Origin of the sequence: Enterocloster alcoholdehydrogenati, assembly GCF_013282095.1 — a bacterium.
GTDB lineage: Bacteria > Bacillota > Clostridia > Lachnospirales > Lachnospiraceae > Enterocloster > Enterocloster alcoholdehydrogenati.
This window is the reverse complement of record NZ_BLTJ01000011.1, coordinates 23,760-42,926: the sequence shown is the minus strand read 5'-3', so window position 1 is coordinate 42,926 and position 19,167 is coordinate 23,760. Positions and strand designations below refer to the sequence as shown.

Sequence of the window (19,167 nt, the reverse complement as noted above, 5' to 3'; positions counted from 1 at the left end):
TTGTATAATATAAATGAAATTATCATAAAATAAATTATGATAAAGGAGGTAGCAATATGAAATTTATCGGCAGACGCAGGGAGTTGGAATCCCTTGAAACCGCGTATCAAACAGACGGCGGCTTTGTTGTTATCTATGGCAGACGGCGCGTGGGAAAAACGACGCTTATCAAAGAGTTCATCAAAGACAAGCTCGCTTTTTACTTTCTCGCAACAGAGGAAGTAGAATCCCAGAGCATGAAGCGGCTTGCCAGTGTTGCCGCACGGATCACGAAAAATCCTATGCTGCAGAGAGTCGCATTTTCCGATTGGCTGGATTTGTTCCGTGTGATTTCGGAATACCGTCCGGAGGAGAAAAAGGTGCTCGTGATCGATGAGTTCCCGTATCTGGTCAAATCGAATCCGGCGTTCCCCTCCATTCTCCAAAACGCATGGGACGAGATCCTCAAGGACAGTAATGTGATGTTGATCCTCTGTGGCTCACTGATCGGAATGATGCAAAAGTATGCCCTCTCATATGACAGCCCGCTGTATGGGCGCCGGACCGCGCAGATCCGCCTTGCTCCGCTGCCATTCCCGGATGTGTATGCGGCACAGAGCCTTTCGTTTGAAGATGCGGTGAAGCAATACTCAATCACAGGCGGCGTACCCAAGTATCTGGAGTTCTTTAATGAGCGGGACGATTTGCTGCAGCAAGTGGAATCTGTTATCCTCTCGAAAAACGGCTTTTTATATGAGGAGCCCAACTTCCTGCTGAAAGATGAAGTGACCTCAGCCGTAAACTATTTTTCCATTATCCGAGTGATAGCGGAGGGCAATCATAAGCTGGGTAAAATCGCCGGCGCTATGGGGATCGAGACTTCCGGCCTGACGCCTTATCTCTCTACCCTCAGCGATTTGGGCTTTATCGTCAAGGACACGCCTGTGACGGAGAAAAATCCAGAGAAGTCCCGCAAAGGGCTTTACTTCATACAAGATAACTTTGTGCGCTTCTGGTTCCGGTATGTCTACCCGTATAAGGGAGAACTGGAATTGGATAACTCCCGGCTCGTCATGGACGAGATCGAAAAAGATTTTGAACAAAAGTTTGTAGCCTTTGCTTATGAGGATGTCTGCAGGGCCGTTTTTGCGGACTTGTGCAGAAACAGGGAAATTCCATTTACGCCATCCCGTATAGGGGCCTATTGGCTGAATGACCTTGACAGCGATACCGAAATCGATGTAATGGCGGTAGACCACCAGAATCATCAGGTCTTTGCCGGCGAATGCAAGTTCCATGTCAAGCCAGTGGATGCGCCGGTTTTCTTTGCCCTGCGGGACAAAGTGCAGGTGTCCGCAGAAATCCAATCAGCATTCAAAGGCTATCAGTTCCTCTACGGGGTGTTTTCCAAGAGCGGCTTTACTCCACGGCTGCTTGATATGGCCGGACAGAATCCCAGCCTGTTCCTGATCAACGAGGACAAACTCATCCAAACAAATACCTGATGGTAAAACCAGGGCGGTGAAGCGATTCACCGCCCTGGTTATTTGCTATCCTCCTGGCCGCTTTCAGGGGAGACGGTTTCAGGCTCGCCCCCTTCGGTGTTTTCGGCGTCTCCTTCGGCGGCAGGCTCGCTGCTTTGCGCATCAGCGTTTTCATCCACCAGCGTTTCCGGGAAGTAAATTTCCTGGAGCGTCTTGTCCTGTTCGGCCAGCAGTTCTTCAGCCAGCTGGTCATTGTTGCGGGAGATCAGGGCCACATGAGCTACGCCGTCGTTCTCCAACTCAGTGATGATGCGGGCCTGCTCTGGGCTTGCCAGCACTGTGATGGTAGCAGACTGCTGCGGCTCTTCATCTTCTGTGGGCTCTTTGGTATTGTCCACATTGATACCATCAGAATCCGTGACGGAAAGGACCTTGACAAAACGCAGTTCGGGTACTTCTTCCGCAGTCTCCAGGAAGTGATAGATGCGGACAATATCATTGGGCTGGAGCTTATCCGACAGCCCGGAGGCCAGTGTTTTTACGGTCAGAGAGATAGCAACCTTACCAGAGGGGATGTCATTGAGCGCCACATCGGAGGAAATCGGGACGCTGCTCACCTTACTGGTGAGAATATAGTCGCCCGCAGCCAGATCGGCCGTCACATACAGGCCCTCCACATCATCAAGACTGTGAGCCACATTGGCGGGAAGGTTGTAGCCGCCGACCTCCACAACCTCGGCGTTTTCTTTTGTGACCTGCTCGCCTTTGAGCACAGGCTGGGTGATGCGGACAATTTCCGTTTTCCCGTTGGTCTGCCGGGCAATGGTGGGCAGAGCCACAAAAGCAATGACTGCTGCCAATACCAGGGACAAAATACCGAAAATAAATCGGTTGTTGAGTTTCATAAGCACATTCTCCTGTCATAAAAATAGTTCAGCCAGCGTTGCAACAGAGCAGCCGCAGGCAAGAAAAGGTAAGAACGGGATGGCGATGGGCTGGCGGAGCCGGGAAAGCCTTCGGAACAGAAGGACCATCGGCATGGCAAAGACTGCGGCCACAAAGAAAACCAGAGCCATCCCGGAAGGGCCGTAAATCAGCCCAAGTATCCCACAGAATTTAATATCGCCTCCTCCAAGCCCAGTTCCACCCGTTGCCATGGCAGCAGCCAGAGGGATGCAAAAGCCAAGCAATGCCCCCGCCAAAGCCTCGGCAACGGTGGGCCAGAGCTGCCCACCGTCCCCGGCAAGGCAGACCTTGAGCAGCGGAGCCAGAGCGGCGAAGGGCATAAAAAAGGCGAGCGCCCGATCCGGCACCCGCCTATATAGAATATCGTAAACAGCAAAACCAGCCACAACAGAGAAAACGGTGAGCAGGTATGCCGGCCACAGGCTACTCGCGGTTGGTGTACCAATCATCATAAAGGCTCCCATCGATTGAAACATAGTCGTTCAGGTTGATGCTCAACATTCCATCAGGGGTCCAGGTGTCCCAGACTTGGGTGAAGACGGTATAATCTGTGGAATCCGGGAACCATAACGGACTGAAATGCACAGCCCGGTTATAGGTAGAGAACTCGTTGGGCTGGAAAGTGAATTTGGCACTCCGGCCGCTGGACACCCGCTGCAGAAGGCGTAAGTATGTTTCGTACTGGAACTCGGGAAACACGGAAAATGCCGTCTGCGGATGGGTGATATGGCTGGTGGGCGCGTCGGTAGAAAGGGTGGCTGTCACATCCTGCTTGACGCCATACCCGCTCTTCATTGACTTCCCGGAGGCCGTGGGCACAATATCATCCGGCATCAGGGACATCACACCGCTGGTGGAGGCAGAATAGCCGGTGTACTCGTATTCCCAATAGCCTTCATCGACCCAGTGCCCCCAGTCATCGTGGTCACACCAAACCCAAACCGGTACCCAGTAGCAGCTCCATACGCCCCAGTTGGCAGTGAGCTTCTGCGGCTCATTGGGGAGTGAGGGCACGGTGTAGTTGGGGTTGGTATCCGTTGCTGTCGGATCTGGAGGGATATGTTCGTTCAAGTCCACGATCTCCGCAACAAAGGTATCTTGTGCGGTATAGGCTCCGCTGACGGAAACCGTGATGGTTACCGACTGTGGAGTGGAGGGCGTGTGCCACTTGACCCAGACCACCTGGCTGTCGCCCGCCGGGATGACTATATCATTGACCCGGTAGGTGGTGCCGAGAATATGGAAGGTCACCGAGGCCGGATTGTCCGGTGTTAAATCCGTATCCGTCCGCAGAGTGACGGATGTGATCACATCCGTGTCTACCCGATATTCTACATCGGGCGCTTCAATTTCCCCTTCGGGCGGGCGCTCATCAAACCAGACGATGCCGACGCCCAGACTGCTGATGATGTCAGCGTTGCTCTGCTTGCTTGTGGTGCTGCCTGTCCATGCGGGCAGGCCGAGATCGCTAAATTCCAAAAACATCGACAGAGGCAGATTCTTGTGGGTGAGGGAAGTCATGGTTTTCCGAAGCGCCCCGCCGGATTTTTGGTCATACAGCGCCGCCTCTGTAGCGGTCATACAGTAATACTGGCCGTTATGCGTAAAGTATGCAATGGGCTCGATCAGCAGCTTATAGTCGCCAGCGATCATCCGCTCATAGTCCACACCGGCCGCCTGGGCAACCATCTGGCAGGCATATTCCGAACAAAAATACCGCTTGATGGCCTCAATATTGCTCTGCCCCTTGCTGCTGACGATGGTGGGCATAGACTGCGCTGGTTTGATGCAGGAGTATGCCACGCCAGACTGGAGGGAGAGTGCGGTGCCGCCCAGATACTGTAACTTGTTGACTTTCCCAAAGTGCAGGACGCTGTTTTTTTGTACCCGGTTGGAGAAGTCTACGGGGGAAGATATTGCTGTACCGCTATCGGCATCCACAACGGTAATTCGCACACCATCATTTCCAGGATTCCAGAAATTAGAGGATGTGCCTTGGCCCATGCTGCCGCCACCGCCGTCAATATTTCCGTTACCGCCCTCTGCAAACGCAGTGGAAGGGAGCAAACAAAATACCAGGGCAAGGCTGCACAGGAGGGCGAGAAGTCGCTTCAAATACATCACACTCCGTTCTTCTTAAAATAGAAAGGCCGCCACAGCTCTGTGACGGCCAATCAAGGTTATATTCAGTTGTAGATGGGTCAGCCCATATTGCCGACTTGCTTGTTGATGTCACCATCACTATCACCAACAGACTGTTGAACATCGCCGGGAACTACCCACCCAAACACTGGATCATACACAGCGCCGTTGCCATTGCTGGCTCCGGGGGCCGGCTCGTTATTGGCCGGCTCCTTTTCCGCAGGGGGAGTGGTGACCTTGGGCACTTCCGGGTCAGGATTGACCGGATGATCTTCACCGGGGTCTTCCCGCTCGGTTTTCCCTTCTGGCGCGGGCGGGGGCGTTGTTTCCGGTTTCTCCGTGTCCGTGAAGTCGATCACGACTTCATCCTCAGTTTCAGAGGTCACCTTGGGGTACTCCTCTTCAGGACTGGAGGACTGGCCGGGCGTATAGGCTCCGGCTCCGCTCTCACCATCTGTCTGTGTACCGCCATCCGACCAATCGCTGGTCGTGCTGCTGGGCGGGGATTCTTCCGGCTTGAAATCTTCTGTGCAGTCCCGGCTGGCGAACCAGCAGACGCCCAGGATGGCAACACAGAGGACAGTCAGCGAAGTAACGATAAAGCCTTTGGATTGAAAAAACTTCTTCATGTGTGCTACACTCCTTTTTTGCTGTTATATAAAGCCTATACTGTAGTTCTGACTGAATTTTCAACAGCACAGCTAAAATTTGGTGTTGTGGTACCCGGTCAGCTCTACCCGCTGGGTGATGGTAGGATAACTATGTCCAAACATCCGCACATAAAAGTCAACATCACAGTAAAAGATGTACTCCACACGATCACCCACCACATTGAATTCAAGGCTGATGTCGGAAACTGTGTAGTCATCGGTAGAGAGAGGGATCTTTTCGGCAAGGCCGCCGGCAACTGTGGCCTCCAGCATTTCTGTGTAGTCCCGGCTGGAGTAGAGGGTGCGTAAATACTCTTCAAAATTGGTTTCCCGTTGGGAGCGGTAGGTATCTGCGTAGATGGTGGCGCTCAGATTGTTCAGCTCCATTTTAGCCCCGTTGCGGATGTTGATGCAAGTAATTCTCACCGAGGCATACAGTAGCAGGAAAGAGATGAGCATGACGACTCCAACCACAAAGAAGCAGGCGAAGAAGGTGATCTCCCCCCGCTCGTTGCGAAGCGGCCGATGCAGCCGTGAGAAAAAACGCTTCATAGGCCACCTCACTTCCAGTAATGTTCGCTGACGCCGGAGCCGCGGGCCACCACCGTGATGTTGACCAGATCCAGATTCCAGAAGCCGCCCAGCTTGGCATCCCCCTCAATGGTGATATAGAAAGGTGTCCCCAGCTGGATGGCCCGGGACATCCCGGAAGGTGTGGGAGATTTATATGTGGCGTCAATCGAATAGGTGATATTGTCGGCTCCCTCGATCTCCGAACAGAGGAAATCAAAGAGGGCATCCGTCTCGCTGTTGATGCCGCCGGACAACTGGATCTGCTTGACCATCTGATCGGCTGCATGGTCCAGCTCCTGTTTTGTAGAGATGATGCCGAACAGGTCGATGATAAAGGCCAGCAAAACAACGGCAATGAAGATAAACACTACCGTGGAAAAGTAGTTGGCCTCACCCCGCTCATTTTTTAATGCCCTGCGGAGCTTTTGCAGTATGCTATGGATAAAAACCACCACCTTTACTCAGAAATAAAAACAGCCGCTCCCGGCCGGAGCGGCTGCATTACAAATTTTTGACTGTACCAAGTATAACAGATATGGATTTGCGGCTCAAGGGCAAGGCTGTGCCAATGTAGGGACAATCCTGTGCCAATTTACAGAAGTGATTGCAAAACATAGCGGATGCCGGGGCAGGATTGGCTGCATGGCTATGAAGTAGCTGAAATAATAAAATAACCGCCCGAGAAGCAGTTATTTGATACTTCCCAGGCGGTTTTCGGTTTACAGATTCTGCCGGATGATCCGGGTGATGATTCCAAGAGCGATGCCGCGCTCCACATCCAAATGGGTGACGGCAAAGGATACATCATCCTTCTTTCCGGGCATCCGGTAGTCATAGCAGGAATGAGCTACCGCATTGACGCCATTGGCAAGCCGGACATAAACCACACCCTTGTGTACATCGGTCACTTTTCCGGCGTATTTACCCTGGATTCGGCACTTCTGGAGATTGTCCCGGTCGGTATTTTCAGATGTGCTCTTGATGTCAGCACGGATTCCGAGGTCTTCAAGGCTGTTGCGCCGCACATTGAGAATGCGGACCAGCACTTCATCGCCCACGGAGAAACGCTCGTGGGCATCGCCGATCCAGTCCCAAGCCAAATCACGGGCCAGAATTGAGGTTTCAACGCCGAATACCTCGACGCGGATGACCTTCTCCGCAACAGCGATGACCCGGGCCTGAACAATACGCCCCTCGTAGATGCGGTACTTCCCCTCGGCGTCCAAATCGAAATAAAAGGTCTGACGCTTCCGCATCATAGCCTCACGGCGGCTTGCGACAACGCTGCGGGTCTTGGAGTCGATGCCGCGCACCACAAAGTCAATGTCCGCCCCCAGCATATTCCCTAAAATCTTGTTTTGACGCAGCATCAGGTCAGCGTACTCCTGACCGGAAGGGCTGCGGCCCAGATTGATCATCATCTCCTTGATGGGGATAATGATGCGGAAGCCCTTGTAATCCACTACGGCCACAGTTTTGCGGTTGTCCAGCTGCTCAATGCCGCCCAGCTGACCTGTGAGGATGCGGCGGGTGCGGTAGGCGTTGTGGATCTCGTGCCAAATGACATCCTCGCGGTCTTCCTGTGTTTCCACCTCTTCACGACTACGGATGGTCAGGATAGAGGCGTCACTGCGGTGTGTTACGGCGGTCCGGCGCAGAGCAGACGCAGTATCTACCGGCGCCTCCTCTTGGGGAGCGGTATCCTCTGAAATGGGTGTTTCTCCCTCATCAGGCGGCGCCGTATTCTCAACAGAGGCGGAAGATTCCACAGCCTGCTCTTCAGCGGCCGGAGCCTCCGCAGAGTCCTCATTCTCGCCATGTACGGGATCTTCCACAGGCGCCGCCTTTTTCCGCCGGGGGGCCCGCTTGGTCTTGGAGGGAGCCGGCTCCACAGCAGTTTCGGAAACCATCTCCGCTGGGGTGCCATCTGCACCTTCAGCAGACAAATTGGAAGGAGTCTCTTCCTCACCGTCGCCATCCTCACCGGCCGCCGATCCGGCAGGCTCATCCGAATCGGAAGGGGCGCCAGAGGCCGTGCCGTCATCCTCGGGGGCAGCCTCATCAGACGCCTCCGTTTCCATAAACTCAAGGGGAGGGTCAGAGCCTTCCAAAGTGGCGTCGCCATCAGGCTGATCTGTAGAGGCGCTGTCATTGGTCTGATCCATAGAGGCCAGCAGCGCACTCAAATCGTCACTGTCAGGCGGCGCCGCCGCATCAGCCGGGGGGCCAGCGGAAGAAATGGTACCGTCCGCGGGGGCGGTGTTTTCAGGAACAGGAGTTTCCTGCTCCAGCAATACTTTTTTCTTGGTTGCCATAAAATTAACCTCCTATGTTTTGTATTAAGAAAGGATCGAGTCCTTATCTGTCGTGATGATGCCATTCGGAGCCTCTGCGGTTGGAACGGCTGCGGTCTGCTTGGTGCCGGTAGATGTGCTGGCCGCTTTCGGCTTTTTCTTCACTGGCTTTTTAGGCGCGGGGGCCTGCGGCTTTGGCTGTGCCGCAGAGGGCTTCGATTGCTCCTGTTCCAGCCTGCGCCATTCGGGGATGTGGGCGGATGCCTTGCAGGAACGGAGCTTGGATGCCTCCGGATGTTTGGAATAGTCCATTTTGTCTACCTTGAGAACTTTTTGCCCCCGGATGATGACCAGCGCCTGCTTGATAGGCAGCCGCAGAACTTCGTCCGGGGTGAGGACAGGACGCTTGCCGACACCAGAGGTTTCCCGGTATTCCGGCGTGTAGTTGGAGATACGCCAGGTACCCAGCTGCTTGGATTTGCTGGATACCGACACAGAAGCCAGTCCCGTGCGGGAAGAAATAAACTCTGCCGTCAATTCATCTGTGCAGCCCAGGAACAACTGCGCGTCGCAGTTGCCCAGAATTTCCTGCCAGAGATTGAGAGGATACCGATTCTGCAAGCCCGCCAAGTTCTGAAACACACAGCTCATAGAGATATTTCTTGAACGAATGACGCTTAACCGGCGGGAGAGGTCTGGAATGGTGCCGCAGGCTGTTAATTCTTCACCCAGGACATGCACCGGTACCGGCAGTTTGCCTCCTTCGCAGTTCTTGTCTGCATACCGCACCAGCTTGATGAAGCAGAAGGACAGGAACAGGCTTGCCAGAAAGTCAAAGGTGCTATCCTGGTCGCTGGTAACAAGGAAGTAGGCGCACCGCTCCTGGCCGGGCAGCTCCAAGTCAATTTCATCCCGGGTGGTGATCTTCTTAATCAGCTCCGACTGGAACACCTGCAGACGGGAGCCGAGGCCGATGATGACGCCGCTGCGGACTGTATCGCTGGCCTGCTTATACAAGCTGTATGGCGCTTTGGCCGGATGGGTGGGCGGCAAGTTCTCAAACAGGCTGTCCAAATCGGACTCGCCGCTTAAAGTCAGCAGCCGGTACACCTCTCCGATATTGCGGTTTTGTTCAGCATAACTCTGGTCCACATAGAGGACGAGGGCTTTCAGCAAGTTCATCTCACAGGAATCCCAGAAATGGTCGCCCTTGCCGTTGTTGATGGTGTTCTTAATGATGACATCTACAAAAAGCTGCGCCATCAGTTCCTGCCCCTCCACTTCGGAAAGGCAGTTCCAACTGTCCGAGTTTTCCGGATTGACTAAATTGAACACCTTGACACAGTACCCCTGATCCCGCAGATACTCGCTGGATTTTTCGTAGAGCTCGCTTTTCGGATCTGAAATGATCAGGGATTCTCCGCGGACCGCCGCCTGAAGGATGCGATTCACGCAAAAGGACCGGGTTTTCATGCTGCCGCTGGAGCCATACACAGCCAGATTGCCGTTGATATGGGGATTTTCAGGAATACAGACAGCCTTGTTGTCCAGCATTCCCAGTACAACGCCTTTATGCTTGCGCAGGTCAGGCACCAGATCCAACACACCGGCCATCTCCTTGCGGCTCATCCAGCCGGAGGTACCGTAGGTGCCCTTGGCCGAGTAAATGAAATTCCGGTCAGAATCATATTCTCCGGTATCGCTGTAGCCCATGCGCATGACCATGAGCAGCAGAATTGCCAACAGGCCGATGCAAATCAGGACACCGTACACTCCGTAGGGCGGACGAAACACGGAGGCCAGACAGGTAAAAAAATCGGGCGATGCCATCGCCGGAGAAGTTCCGTCTCCGGGAATGCCGCCGCCCTGTTTCCACGCCGCGTAATTGCCAAACAGCTGTGCCAGGAAACCACCTGCGTATAGGATCGCAAATACGGCGGCCGGCGCTGCTGCCAGGCCTATGATCAGTTTCTTTTTGTTTATGGGAACAACCTCCCCTCGAATTTTGTAAAGTCAATGGTTTGCAGGTGTACCCGGTCACCGCAATAGTGGCGCAGCACATCTGCTTGAAAATCAAAGCAGATCAGCGTACCGGGGCGTTCCATCAGTTCGAGGGCGGTGTTGAAGCGCACGATCCGGGGCAGATCGCAGAAGTAACCGAATAGCACCGGCGTTCCATCCGGCTCTGCGGCATCCTGCTCCATGGCACTGCCGGGATTGCCGGCGGAGAGGCCCTGTGACAGAATGCGGTCAAGTTCCGCGGTTTTCACAGGGTCACACAGTAACGCCAGTATCACCTCTCCCTGATGGTCATTGGTTAGGAAATAAAAGTGGTCGTAGCTGCCGTCCAGCATGAAGTAGTCATGCTTGGCCCCGCCGGTACTGGTGAGTATCTGGTAGGCCAGATCCATGCTGTCCCCCAATACCAGTCCATGTACCTGCTCGACACGGTACTGCTGGGCCAGACGCTGCTGGCATAGAATGTTCCAGAGGAGCGTTTTTACCCGCAGTTCGGATTTGTAGCGCCACTTCATCAGAGCGCCCCCGCTATTGTAGGTCACAAAGATGCCGGTGGGGGCCAGCAGCACCCCTGCGAAGCGGGAGCTTCGAATCTGGGTGGCATCAGCCCCCAATTCCTTGACTTCGCGTGAACTGTAAAACACAGGATATGTTACAGCTTCGCCGCCAAAACCGGTCTGGGCAAAGACCTTCGGCTTTTCATCCGGGTAGAGCAGTACCCCGGCATTGCCTATAGTGATATAGGTTTCCGCGAGGCGGTGGAGCCGAAACCTCCGGTTTGCTTCGCTTTTGAGCCGGTTGGTTTCTGCGTCTCCTGTAAGGCAGAATGTAAAACGCTCGGGCCATCCGTCCAGCAGAACTGACTTGGCTTTGATCCCCAGCCGATAGCCCCGGAGCCGGTCCCGGTAGTAGGTGCGCAGCAGTCCGGCCTTTTTGAGCGCAGTCACGACCGCCTCCAAGTAGTAAGGACTGGCGGGAAGGCGGTTGAGCTGGCTGGTGGGGAACTCTCCCGAAATAGCGGTCAGCGATAAAAGCCGGAACGGAAGCGTATCCGGCTGTGGAAAATAGTTGGTGCTTTTCCCAAGTAGTCACCTCCCTTGAAAGCACAGGATTTTTACCGTAATGACTGAGGACTTCGGTAAAAACGGCCCTTCCCATGAGTGAAAAAAGCCCGAAAAAACGGGCGTTTCAGCCGCTTCGCTGAATGTCGGGCCGGAGAAGGCCTCAAATGGTCAAAAATCCGAGATGGATTTTAGACTCGTTTTATGCTCTGTCAGCCATTGCGGAAAACGCTGCTTCTCCATGATATAGATTTTTGTGCAATCCTGGTCACCCAGTTCAGCCGTGTTATAGGCGTCGCACAACAGGCCCGTATCATCAGCCATCACAAAGGAAGAGAGAAGATCCAGTAATTGCTTTTCCGATAAATTATCGTAATCGCGTATCCGCCTGTCGGGAAGTGCCCGGTCATAGACCTGGGCGAAACAGACAACGCAATCGCGGTAATACGGAAGTGGGTGTTCTCTTGCGTATTGATCAAGGACAAAATAGAGCGGGTCCAACAGGAACTCATCGCTTTGCCGCTGTTTGCGCTTTGGCAGCAAACAGGGCAGCGTCACCTCCAGCACCCTGTCCTCGCAGTTGACAGTGATGCCGTGCGTTGCACCGGCGGATTTGAGATAGTCACCTTTGCGGATGGTTGTGCTGGAATAAATCAGATGCCGCAGCCGGCAGGCAATCCGCTCTGCCCGTAAAGCGGCATCTATGGAAAGTGTTTCATAGTTGTCGGGGTAACGCTGGATGTCAGTGGTGTCCAGCGCGTACAGCGCATTACTCAGACGGGATATATCGTCGAGAATGCTTCCAATGCGGTGGGATATTAGTTTTCGATCCAATCATGTGCCTCCTGCTTTCTTGAAATAATTTGTCCGGCCTTCCTCGTCTACAGTACAAAATCCGGATATGCCCGGACAGTCGATTTGGGCGATTTGCGCCGGAGTATCGACCAGCATGATACGGCGGCTTCCCCCTTTGTTGCCCCGCAGAGCATGGCAGACAAGTGCCTCCTGCCCGGCGGCAATATAAGCAATCTCATATAATTCACCGTCGGCAAAAAACACGAGTTTAACGGGAAAATCAGCCGGAGCGTGGTAATCTACCTGCCGGATGAAGTCCAGCAGGACCCACACTGCCCGGACAAGCGCATGGTCAGTTTTTGGTGTTTGCCCTGCCAGGAAATAACCACCGCCGTCTGTTTGAAAAATGCGGCCCTGCCTCTCCAAATGAGAGAGCAGGGCCTTTGCAGTATCTTCTTTGCCAGGGTGAAAACAAAGAAGCTGGTGTTCACAGAGGCCGGGGTACATCGTCACGATCCGTAGCAAGTCCGTAGCCTCGTTCCCATAGATTTCAGCCCTGGTCTTCATGGGGCTCACCTCCTTTATTAAAGGCGCCAATCAGACGCCTTCAAAGCGCATTGTTAAATAGGAATTGTGGAAAGACGCCATTAGAGCGTCAATCCGGCGTTTTTCGAGAATAGTAGGAAAAAAAGGCGTCTTATAGGCGTATTGGAACTGTCAATGATGCGTTTTCCGGAGATTACAGCAATCCTCTTTATTGGGATTTACAAAATCCCTCCAGAATTGATAGTGTTCCGTTACATCTTCACAGATTGTCTTCTGCGGAATATGGATTTTTTCCACGATCCGCTGCTTTTCTTTCAAAGGAAGATGATAGTAGCCTCCCTGCCGCACGGTATATTTAGAGAAATCAACACCCCGAAACCACTGCCTGATCCACGAATTGACGCGCAGAAATTCAACCACACACCGCTCAATTCCCAAATCATTCAGCTTGTCGAAATCCATGTATTCCTCAACGATGGGGCTTAATCGGATTGCCACATCATACCCTTCCGCTTGCAGAGCCTGAATTGCGCGGATACGCTGGCTGGGAGGACTGGCCTTTTCAAATTGGGCGGTTTGTGTATCGTCCAGACAGGTCACGGTAATTTGAATATGGGCCAGTTCCTTGTCCAAGATCTCTAAATACTCCGGGGCAGCGGGAAGTGCAGACTTCGTGACGATGAGATAGCTTACCCTGCACAGATTCATCTCCTGGATGGTCTGGTAGGTAGTGCGGTAGTGAAGTTCACAGGGCTGAAAACAGTCTGTCATGCCTCCAAGCCTGATGATGCTGCCGGATGGGAGACTGCGGATTTTCCGCCGGACCTTTTCAATATCTGCAACACGAGGATGCGCCGAATCCCATAATCCACGAAAATGAAGCAATGAACGGGCATAGCAGTAGTTACAGTTGTGTTGACAGCCGCAACCGTAAGTATCTAAACGGGTGTTATATTTGCATTTGTCGCCTTCATTGCCTCCAACTTGCTTAAAGAAACTCTTAAACTCGCTTTATATCACCTCTAAATTCATTGTTTGATTACTTTATTGTCGGATACATTGGACTCACCTCATATAAAATTCTAAATGGTTGCGGAGGACGGTACTGCCCCGCCGTCTGTTGGTAAAGCATCCAACCATGTTCTTTACACTACTCCGCGCAATAAAGGGAGGCGCTTCCGCACCTCCCAGAGAAAATGCCTTTTAAGCGGAATCAGCTTGTTCTTGGCGCTTGCGCTCCAAAAGCTCCCGCAGCTCCCTGCGGTCTGTGGTTATGAGATCCTTTTCCAATGGACTGGCCTTGAACTCCACCATGATATTGTTGTTATTGGTAGAGATCAGACCGCTGCCGCGCTCAAAGTGTGTGACCTCCATCGTTTCTGCGTCAGAGAGATGGAGGGTTTCCTGGACACGCTCCGCTTCGTCATCCTCCAGGTTGAGAATGATCTTAGTCTTGCTGTTGTTGATGATGCCTTTCCCGAAACGGCCTTCGTCCAGATTGAAAAAGTCGTTAAGGTCCTGGCTGGCGCAGATCGCTGATCCACCGAAGCCGCGAATCGTCTTGAAAATTTCCAAAACGAAATCACCGGCCAGCCGGGTGCCGGTGGCTCCGGCGCCGGAAAGAAGCTGCCAGCACTCGTCAATAAAAATGGCTTTTTCCTCGGTGCGGTCAGCTTTGGCGCGGTCCCAAACGAAATCAAGGGCCACGAACATCCCCACAGTCAGCAAATCACCAGTAAGCGAGGAAATATCCAGTACGGTGTACTTATTATCCAGCCGCACATTGGTCTGCTTGTTAAAGGTACTGGCGGAGCCATTCACCAGACGGTTGAGGATATGGGCCATGCGAGTGGTTTCCGGGGCGGCCTTCAAAATCTCATACAAGTCGCCCAGCACCGGCATCTCCCGGTAGCAGCCCGGATTGGCCGGGTCTTCCAATGAGGCGTTGTCATGGGTGATACCTTTGGAATTGTAGGTGCGGATCAGAGCCTCATCCAACAGCTGTCGTTCCTCGTGAGACATATCAGGGATCAACAGACTGAAGAATATGTGGAGTTGCTGGATTTTGGCGGCCAGTTCGGAGAGCTGGATTCCCGGTCCGTCCAGAAGCTCGCTGACAGACCGATCCACCTTGCGGATCTCCATCACATTGATGCAGTGCGGGCTGGCCGGGGAAATCTGGATAAACTCCCCGCCTACATTGGCACAGGCACGGTGGAATTCGTGCCCTTTCAGCGGCGCAATGATGAAAACGGGAATGTTTTTCCGCCTCATTCTTAACGCCATGAGCTGCATCGTAAAGGTCTTGCCTGCGCCGCTGGTACCCAGGATCGCCATATTGGCGTTCTTGTAAATCGCAGAGTTGAAAATATCCACGATGATGAGGGAACTGTTATATTTGTTGACCCCCAGAAGGATTCCGTTGTCGTCGCACATCTCAAACGAAGTGAACGGATAGCAGCTGGCCGCGCCTCCAGTCAACAGGTTGCGCTTACCACGCTCGAACAGTCCCTTTTCCATGGAAACCAGCGGGAGGGCAGAACAAAATGCCTGCTCCTCCCGAAAATGGCAGGTGCAGACATCCATATCCTGCGAAAGCAGGAGCTTTTTTATTTCGCTGGCCTTCCACTCCAGATCCTCCACAGAAGGGGCGGTCACAGTAATCAACAGGTTGAGATAATAGAAATCCTCATTGTTCGCAAGCCCCTCCTTCAGAAAATAGCCGCTCCGAATAGCGCCGTCTATATCATCGAAGTCCGTGTTCGTGTCGCTGGCATCCTTGATTTTTGACCGGTTGATGCGGAGCTGCTGGCCGACCCGCTGAATAATGCGCTCTTTGGGTTGACGCGAAAGAAACATATCGAGGTCAATACCATCACCGGCATTGACGATTAAACTCAGCCAGCCCGCGGGCACCTGGGTTTTGTAACCATCTGATGGGACGAGCAAATAGGTATAGTACAGCCCGTCTATACAGAGATACCGTCCATGGGTGAAGTCGATGCTTTTGGGAGCAGCAAATTCAGCCGCCGGGATGCGGTCAATCTCACCCTCCCGCCCCTTGTCGAGATACTGCGTCACAACTTCCTGCACCCGCACCGACAGAGGCTTGACCGCACTTTCATTTCGGCACAATAAATTATAGAAAACATCTACGGTAAATTCGTCCTCGTTTTCGTGGACAACGACCTCGTTGCCGCATTGACGCAGGTAATTGGATGCCGTGTGGACAGCACTTTGGAGAGATTGAATTGCCTCATCTTCCTGTTCGGAGCGCCGTGTGTTGTTCCAAGGCTCATACTCAAAAATCAAAAAGAAGCGTCGTGTAACCGCCTCATGGGAGCCGACCTGTTGAACAAAATCCAAATAGTCCTCTTGCATCAAGCGGCACTGTTCATTGTCCTCCTGCGCCATTTCACGGCGTACTGTGTCCAGGTGGCGGTTGATGTCGGCACGCCGGGTAAGCACTTTGATCTGCAATTTAACAGGACTGATTTTTAGGTATGAGACGAAAGAGTAGATAATATTTCTCTGTTCCCGTGCGCTCCGCAGCATGAAGTTGATGGGGACCACCTCAACCACCTTGACAAATCGGTGGTCTTTCGTGTAGATAATGCCGTTGGCGATCTTCTCAATGGGCAGATAGTCTGCCACCGGATTGACGCAGGGAGGCTTATCCTCCTTGATATGGGCGGGGCGTTTAGGCATTCGCTCTTTTTCAGGCCGCTTCTTTGCTTTCTTTTTCGCCTTATTGGCCTTGACAGGCCGTTCCTTCCTGGTGTTTTTCTTGGGCCGGAGCTTTTCGCGGATCTCATATCCACGGACTTCATCAAACTCAGCTGGGAAATCTGCTTCACCAGACCGCCGGTGCTTCGACGCCTTGGGCGTTCTCTCCTTTGGAGGCTTCTGTTTGAGATGCTTGCCGACTTTTTCACAGGGCTGTTCACCGTCACCGCCGACAACGCGGCGATTCCGCAGGTATTTCAGAAAAGTGACCAGAAACTGCGATAGGCTTTCTCCTGAAATGCCAATGAGGGCAACCAATGCCACCGGGAGCGCAGTCAGGCATAAAGCAATAATGCGGGCAGTCAATCCAAATGGAAGGAACAAAAAAACCGGCGTCCCGATGGCAAATGCCAGGATGCCGGCTTCAATCACATTCCGCGCACGGAACATACCGCCAAAAAAAGTGCCTGTTTCTATAAAGTTCGGCGGTATGATATAAATATCATGGTCATTCTTGTTGCTCATGTATTACCTCGTTTCTGATGCCGGGGTGCGATACAGTCAGCCAATAATCCAGAAAGGACCGCCTGCTGCCGCACGGCGGCTTGCTTCGTTTAAGATGATGGATAAATCCCAGAGTTGTTCACTGCGCTTATAACTGGCCGGGTCTGCCACCATGATCTGACCATCCTTCACGCCGCGAAGAACGATGAAATGGCCGGATGAAGTGAAATGCCCCTCGGACATAATTGCCACAACCAGCTTGCCGTCAGCAAGAGCGTCCAGAATCCGCTGGGGCTCGGAAGTCGTGCAGCCGGATACCGGAAGCCCCCATTCCTCTGCAGCAGCGGGAATCAATGCGTGATAAGAGCCGCTGCTTTTGCACCAATAGCCATTATCATATGACCACTTTGCCATTTCCACCGGGTCCACCATATCGTCCGTGAGGGAGGAAACCACGATTGCCATGGCGGTGGGGCCGCACCCATAGCCACCAATGTTATCGGTGCCATAGGGTTGACTGGCATAGCGTTCATCCAACTGATTGTAATAAACAACCGGGGTCCCGCCGTCGGTAAAGGTCACATCTCCAAGGGAGGGGATGCTGTTGCCGGTCCATTCAACCAGATTTTGCAGAAGTCCGTCACCAAGAAACAAACTGAGGTTGGAGGCATAATCAGCGGCCAGCTCCTTTTGTTCATCGGTAAGAGCAAAGACAGTATCAGCAAGATATGACTCACCATTGTAACGGATGGTGTAAACTATCCAAGTTTCCGTAGTTGTGATTTCTTCCCCGGTTTCCGGGTCCTCAGCCGTGACCTCACGGCTTTCCTGTACGCTGGTATAGGAGTAAAGATGTTCTTTATGCTCTCGCAGGGCAGAGGCCAGGCCATCCAGTGAAATGCTCTCAAAGTCTTCATCCCGGGCAGCACAATACTGCGAGATGATGAGGTTGGCGTTGTAGACAGGGCCGGAGGAATAGGGATTTTTGATCTCCATCTGGTCAGCCCCAGAAGAAGCAAAATCCTCCTCGATGCGGGCGATCACATCATCCAGGGCCTCACCCAAGATGGCGTTGATGGTAAAAGTGATGTCATTGGCGTTTTCCACGATAGCAGTTTCGCTGTTGAGGATAGGCGTATCAGGATCAGCTGGTGAAAAGGCATTGACCAGCCCGCCAAAAATCAAGCCGGGCAGCATCAAGAGGAAAAGGACAGGCAGCAAAAGCAGAATCGCAATGATAGCAATGATTTTGCCGATGTGCTTTCGGCCGGCCCAGACGGCCCCAGCCACAGCCCCATAGTGGCCGCCGGCGGCAGCACCTTTTGCGGCTCCAGAGATGGCCTTGCCAGCTTTGATAGCGCCTTTGACCGTATGTGCGGCAGAGGTCGCAGCATCTACTGTTTCGGCGGAGCTGTTTTTTTGTTCTTCAGCCATTATAGTTTGTCCTTTCTTTTGGGAGTAGGCGGCAGTTTCTTCACGATGGATTCGTGATAGGCAATCGAGCCGTCCGGTGCCATATAGGGAGATTTTTCAACCGCATCCGCAGCATACTGCTTATACCAGGCGGTACCATCTACGGCGTGAACGGTTGTGTACTGGCCTTCCGGCGCCACATACTGGTCTGCATGATACATACCAAAAGCGATGCCTTCTGGATGTTCCGGAGTGACTTCTGTGCCGGTAATGCGGCCACCGCCGATCTCCACATTCTGATAAGTGGGAATATTCTCGGCCCCGGGCTCCAATGCCGCATGACCCATGTAGGAATGCAGAGCGTCTACAGCTTTATCCCCGGTCATAGTTCCCATCTGGGTGATACTCCCGGTAGCAACCGATCCTATGACATTGTTGGCAAAATTGCCTCCCTTGCTTACGGATGAAGCGTAGATATGTCCGCCGATGCCGCCTGCAGCACCGCCGACCAACCCGCTTAACCCGGAGGGTTTGGCATCTGGTGGCGTTGTAGCTGTTTTGACCGCATTGTTGGTAACATTCCTTTTAATCACACCAGCCAAACCGCCGCTGGCAAAACCAGCGCCGAATCCAGCGCCGCCTTTTCCGCCACCGCTTGCATTGACATGGGAGGAATGGCTGCTGCGGCCGCCCGCAAAGTGATTGCTGGCAAAGCTCTTAAATCCGCTGAATCCTCTGGCCGCAATCATAGCCTCCGCCAGCATACTGCCGCCGGTATGGCCGACATTGACGCCCAGACTCGCCATAAAAGAATCGATCTTCTGTGATACTTTAAGGAATCCGATTGCGCACATAAACCAGATCAGCACATTCCCCGAAACGGCCTCCTTGCCTACGGCGTCCACTTGTGCCTGAACTTCTTCCTCCGAAATAGCGAAAGCAGGCTGGCAGAACAGGCAGGAGAGGGCTGTGACCATCAGCGCAAGGAACAAAATTTTCTTGAGTCTTTTCAAAA

At 53.1% G+C, this 19,167-nt stretch carries 15 protein-coding genes and 1 pseudogene; 1 reads left to right on the top strand and 15 read right to left on the bottom strand.

The window, feature by feature from the left end:
- Positions 1–56: 56 nt before the first annotated feature.
- A complete protein-coding gene (locus HW447_RS12885; RefSeq protein WP_024729870.1) occupies positions 57–1,484 on the top strand; it encodes an ATP-binding protein in 1,428 nt (475 codons plus the stop codon).
- A gap of 38 nt (positions 1,485–1,522) precedes the next feature.
- Here the strand turns inward: HW447_RS12885 and cpaB are convergent, their stop codons facing one another.
- The 15 genes and pseudogenes from cpaB to HW447_RS12810 form a co-directional block, all read right to left on the bottom strand.
- Positions 1,523–2,368, bottom strand: a complete 846-nt coding sequence (cpaB, locus tag HW447_RS12880; protein WP_024729871.1) for a Flp pilus assembly protein CpaB — start codon at positions 2,366–2,368, stop codon at positions 1,523–1,525.
- A gap of 15 nt (positions 2,369–2,383) precedes the next feature.
- Positions 2,384–2,881 carry a prepilin peptidase gene (locus tag HW447_RS12875; RefSeq protein WP_009258050.1) on the bottom strand — a complete coding sequence of 166 codons (498 nt, stop codon included), beginning with the start codon at positions 2,879–2,881 and terminating at the stop codon, positions 2,384–2,386.
- Positions 2,853–4,550 (bottom strand): hypothetical protein, encoded by a 1,698-nt coding sequence (locus tag HW447_RS12870; RefSeq protein WP_024729872.1) that lies wholly within the window; start codon positions 4,548–4,550, stop codon positions 2,853–2,855. The genes HW447_RS12875 and HW447_RS12870 overlap by 29 nt, the downstream gene beginning before the upstream one ends.
- 80 nt (positions 4,551–4,630) lie before the next feature.
- Positions 4,631–5,200, bottom strand: a complete 570-nt coding sequence (locus tag HW447_RS12865; RefSeq protein ID WP_024729873.1) for a DUF6550 family protein — start codon at positions 5,198–5,200, stop codon at positions 4,631–4,633.
- A 72-nt stretch (positions 5,201–5,272) separates the two neighbouring features.
- Complete coding sequence (locus HW447_RS12860; protein WP_243176303.1) at positions 5,273–5,608, bottom strand: hypothetical protein; 336 nt, start codon at positions 5,606–5,608, stop codon at positions 5,273–5,275.
- 173 nt (positions 5,609–5,781) lie between these two features.
- Positions 5,782–6,246, bottom strand: coding sequence for a DUF4320 family protein (locus HW447_RS12855; RefSeq protein ID WP_024729875.1), 465 nt, complete (start codon positions 6,244–6,246; stop codon positions 5,782–5,784).
- 267 nt (positions 6,247–6,513) lie between these two features.
- A complete protein-coding gene (locus tag HW447_RS12850; RefSeq protein ID WP_330589210.1) occupies positions 6,514–7,959 on the bottom strand; it encodes a S1 RNA-binding domain-containing protein in 1,446 nt (481 codons plus the stop codon).
- A 174-nt stretch (positions 7,960–8,133) separates the two neighbouring features.
- Entirely contained in the window at positions 8,134–10,056 is a 1,923-nt protein-coding gene (locus tag HW447_RS12845) for a VirD4-like conjugal transfer protein, CD1115 family (protein ID WP_349146680.1), read from the bottom strand.
- Positions 10,057–10,067: 11 nt separating this feature from the next.
- The gene (locus HW447_RS12840; protein WP_243176301.1) at positions 10,068–11,054 is read right to left on the bottom strand and encodes a hypothetical protein; all 987 of its coding nucleotides are present in this window, start codon (positions 11,052–11,054) and stop codon (positions 10,068–10,070) included.
- Positions 11,055–11,339: 285 nt separating this feature from the next.
- The gene (locus HW447_RS12835) at positions 11,340–12,002 is read right to left on the bottom strand and encodes a DUF6100 family protein (protein ID WP_024729878.1); all 663 of its coding nucleotides are present in this window, start codon (positions 12,000–12,002) and stop codon (positions 11,340–11,342) included.
- Positions 12,003–12,530 (bottom strand): DUF5697 family protein, encoded by a 528-nt coding sequence (locus HW447_RS12830; RefSeq protein ID WP_024729879.1) that lies wholly within the window; start codon positions 12,528–12,530, stop codon positions 12,003–12,005.
- Positions 12,531–12,680: 150 nt separating this feature from the next.
- Positions 12,681–13,427 (bottom strand): annotated as a pseudogene (locus HW447_RS12825) (radical SAM protein); the annotation flags it as partial.
- 285 nt (positions 13,428–13,712) lie between these two features.
- The gene (locus HW447_RS12820; protein WP_024729881.1) at positions 13,713–16,760 is read right to left on the bottom strand and encodes a PrgI family protein; all 3,048 of its coding nucleotides are present in this window, start codon (positions 16,758–16,760) and stop codon (positions 13,713–13,715) included.
- Between the two features lie 36 nt (positions 16,761–16,796).
- A complete protein-coding gene (locus tag HW447_RS12815; RefSeq protein WP_024729882.1) occupies positions 16,797–18,173 on the bottom strand; it encodes a C39 family peptidase in 1,377 nt (458 codons plus the stop codon).
- Positions 18,173–19,165: a hypothetical protein gene (locus HW447_RS12810; RefSeq protein ID WP_024729883.1), complete on the bottom strand. Its 993-nt coding sequence runs from the start codon at positions 19,163–19,165 to the stop codon at positions 18,173–18,175. The genes HW447_RS12815 and HW447_RS12810 overlap by 1 nt, the downstream gene beginning before the upstream one ends.
- Positions 19,166–19,167 lie beyond the last annotated feature (2 nt).

Excerpts from the sequence above, each read along its gene's own strand:
- HW447_RS12875 (WP_009258050.1), bottom strand. The coding sequence starts at position 2,881 with ATGATGATTGGTACACCAACCGCGAGTAGCCTGTGGCCGGCATACCTG.
- HW447_RS12865 (WP_024729873.1), bottom strand. The coding sequence starts at position 5,200 with ATGAAGAAGTTTTTTCAATCCAAAGGCTTTATCGTTACTTCGCTGACT.
- HW447_RS12870 (WP_024729872.1), bottom strand. The coding sequence starts at position 4,550 with ATGTATTTGAAGCGACTTCTCGCCCTCCTGTGCAGCCTTGCCCTGGTA.
- HW447_RS12830 (WP_024729879.1), bottom strand. The coding sequence starts at position 12,530 with ATGAAGACCAGGGCTGAAATCTATGGGAACGAGGCTACGGACTTGCTA.
- HW447_RS12850 (WP_330589210.1), bottom strand. The coding sequence starts at position 7,959 with ATGGATCAGACCAATGACAGCGCCTCTACAGATCAGCCTGATGGCGAC.
- HW447_RS12820 (WP_024729881.1), bottom strand. The coding sequence starts at position 16,760 with ATGAGCAACAAGAATGACCATGATATTTATATCATACCGCCGAACTTT.
- HW447_RS12815 (WP_024729882.1), bottom strand. The coding sequence starts at position 18,173 with ATGGCTGAAGAACAAAAAAACAGCTCCGCCGAAACAGTAGATGCTGCG.
- HW447_RS12885 (WP_024729870.1), top strand. The coding sequence starts at position 57 with ATGAAATTTATCGGCAGACGCAGGGAGTTGGAATCCCTTGAAACCGCG.
- HW447_RS12860 (WP_243176303.1), bottom strand. The coding sequence starts at position 5,608 with ATGGAGCTGAACAATCTGAGCGCCACCATCTACGCAGATACCTACCGC.
- cpaB (WP_024729871.1), bottom strand. The coding sequence starts at position 2,368 with ATGAAACTCAACAACCGATTTATTTTCGGTATTTTGTCCCTGGTATTG.